This window comes from Mycobacterium sp., from assembly GCF_035603715.1.
Lineage (GTDB): Bacteria > Actinomycetota > Actinomycetes > Mycobacteriales > Mycobacteriaceae > Mycobacterium.
Genome location: NZ_DATNJW010000011.1, coordinates 1 through 2,199 on the forward strand (window position 1 = coordinate 1; position 2,199 = coordinate 2,199).

General features: G+C 65.3%; 1 protein-coding gene and 1 pseudogene. Both read left to right on the forward strand.

The features are described from left to right. On the forward strand, positions 1 to 1,478 hold a 1,478-nt coding region (locus VN856_RS00320), incomplete at its 5' end, for a GMC family oxidoreductase (RefSeq protein ID WP_325685143.1). Positions 1,479 to 1,713: 235 nt separating this feature from the next. Continuing rightward, positions 1,714 to 2,199 (forward strand): annotated as a pseudogene (locus tag VN856_RS00325) (asparagine synthetase B); the annotation flags it as partial.

A 2,199-nucleotide genomic window follows, 5' to 3' on the forward strand; every position in this document is an offset into this window, starting at 1 on the left:
GGCTCAGTGCGCAACCCTCCGTCCAGGTGGTGGCGCTGGAAGCCGGACCCAGGGACAAGGACAAGTTCATCCACATCCCGGCCGGGTTCGCCAAGCTGATGCGCGGCGCGATGGACTGGGATTACCAGACCGAGCCGCAGAAGGAACTGGACGGCCGCGAGATCTATTGGCCCCGAGGCAAGATGCTCGGCGGCTCGTCGTCGATGAACGCGATGATGTGGGTGCGCGGCTTCGCCGCCGACTACGACGAATGGGCCGAGCACGCGGGCGAGCAGTGGGGCTATGCGGACATCGTGCGCTACTTCGACCGCATCGAGAACGGCCCGCTGACCATCTCCCGTCAGCGCAGTCCGCGGTCGTCCACCGCAGCGTGGCTGACCGCCGTGCAGGAGTGCGGCCATCGGATCGACCCACCGGATCAGGCTGCCCCTGAAGGCTTTTGCGAGACACGCGTCAACCAGCGCTGGGGCGCCAGGTGGAGCACCGCCGACGCATACCTCAAGCCCGCGCTCAAGCGGGAGAACCTGACGGTGCTCACCGAAGCGGCCGTGGCGAAGGTGGTGTTCGACGGAAACCGGGCGGTCGGCGTGGAATTCGAGCACGGCGGTGCGCGCCGCGTCGTCCGCGCACGTCGTGAGGTGGTGCTGTGTGGGGGCGCCGTCAACAGCCCGCAACTGTTGATGCTGTCGGGCATCGGTGATCGTGACCACCTCGCCGAGCACGGGGTGGATCTGATACAGCACGCCCCCGACGTGGGCCGCAACCTGATCGACCATCTCGCCGTGCTTCTGGGGTTCGACGTCCCCGACAACACCCTGTTCGCCGCCGAGAAGCCGATTGAGCTGCTCAACTACCTGCTGCGGCGGCGCGGCATGCTCACTTCGAACTTGGGTGAGGCGTACGGCATCGTGAAGAGCCGCCCCGATCTCAAGCTGCCCGACCTCGAGTTGATCTTCGCGCCCGCACCGTATTTCGAGGAGGGCATCGGCGACCCTTACGATCGCCACGCCGTCGTGATGGGGCCGATCCTGCTGAAACCGCGCAGCCGCGGCACCATCACGTTGCGTTCATCCGATCCGAGGGCCAAGCCGATCATCGACCCGCGCTATCTCACCGATGACGACGGCGCCGACCGCGCGGCCCTGATGGCGGGTCTGCGGATGACGGCGACCATTGCTGCGTCACCGGCCCTGCGCGGTGTCATCGGGAAGATCGCCAGGCCGTTGGGCGCCGACACCTTGGACGACGAGACACTCGAACGTGGATTGAACTCGCTGTCGCACACCCTCTATCACCCGGTGGGGACATGCCGGATGGGAAATGACCGCGCAAGCGTGGTGGACCCGCAGCTGAGGGTGCGCGGCGTCGAGCGGCTACGGGTCGCCGACGCTTCGGTGATGCCGACCATCATCCGCGGTCACACCCATGCACCCAGCGTGCTGATCGGTGAGAAGGCCGCTGACCTGATCCTGTCTTGATCGCGGGCCAGTGGCGGCCGCCACCGTCAAATGGCAACACCGCAGACGTTGCTGGGAGGGGGCGTGGTTGGCGGCGCTAGCCAGTGGGCCAGATCCTGGGCCCGGAACCAAAACATCGGCACCGCAACAGTATTCGGGAGAATGGTCGTGATGATGACGGAGAATGTCTGTAGTGCCCCCAAGTTGGGCACCGACACCTTGGAGGACAGAACGCATGTGCGGAATATTCGCCGCGATGACGAGGAACGGCCTTTCAACCGAACGACGCGATGCAGCGCTCAAGCTGTTGGAACACCGCGGGCCGGACGGCACCGGCACCTGGACGTCACGGGACGGGCGATGGACGCTCGGGCACACGCGGTTGTCGATCATCGGTTTGAGGAACGGCAGTCAGCCCATGACCAGTTTGGATGGCGCGGTTCATGTCGTGGTGAACGGCGAATTCTACGGTTACCGCCAGCTTCGCGAGGGTCTGCGAGCACGTGGCTCTCGCTTCTCCACCGACAGCGACAGCGAAATCGCGGTGCACCTCTATCAGGAGCGCGGGATGCAGGCCGCCACGCAACTGCGGGGTGAGTTCGCGGTGATCATCGCCGATGAACGCCTACAGGAGATGATCGCGATCCGCGACCGCTTCGGGGTCAAGCCGCTCTACTACGCAGTGGTGAACGGCGACGTGTTCTTCGCATCGGAGATCAAGGCACTGTTGGCGCTGGGTGTG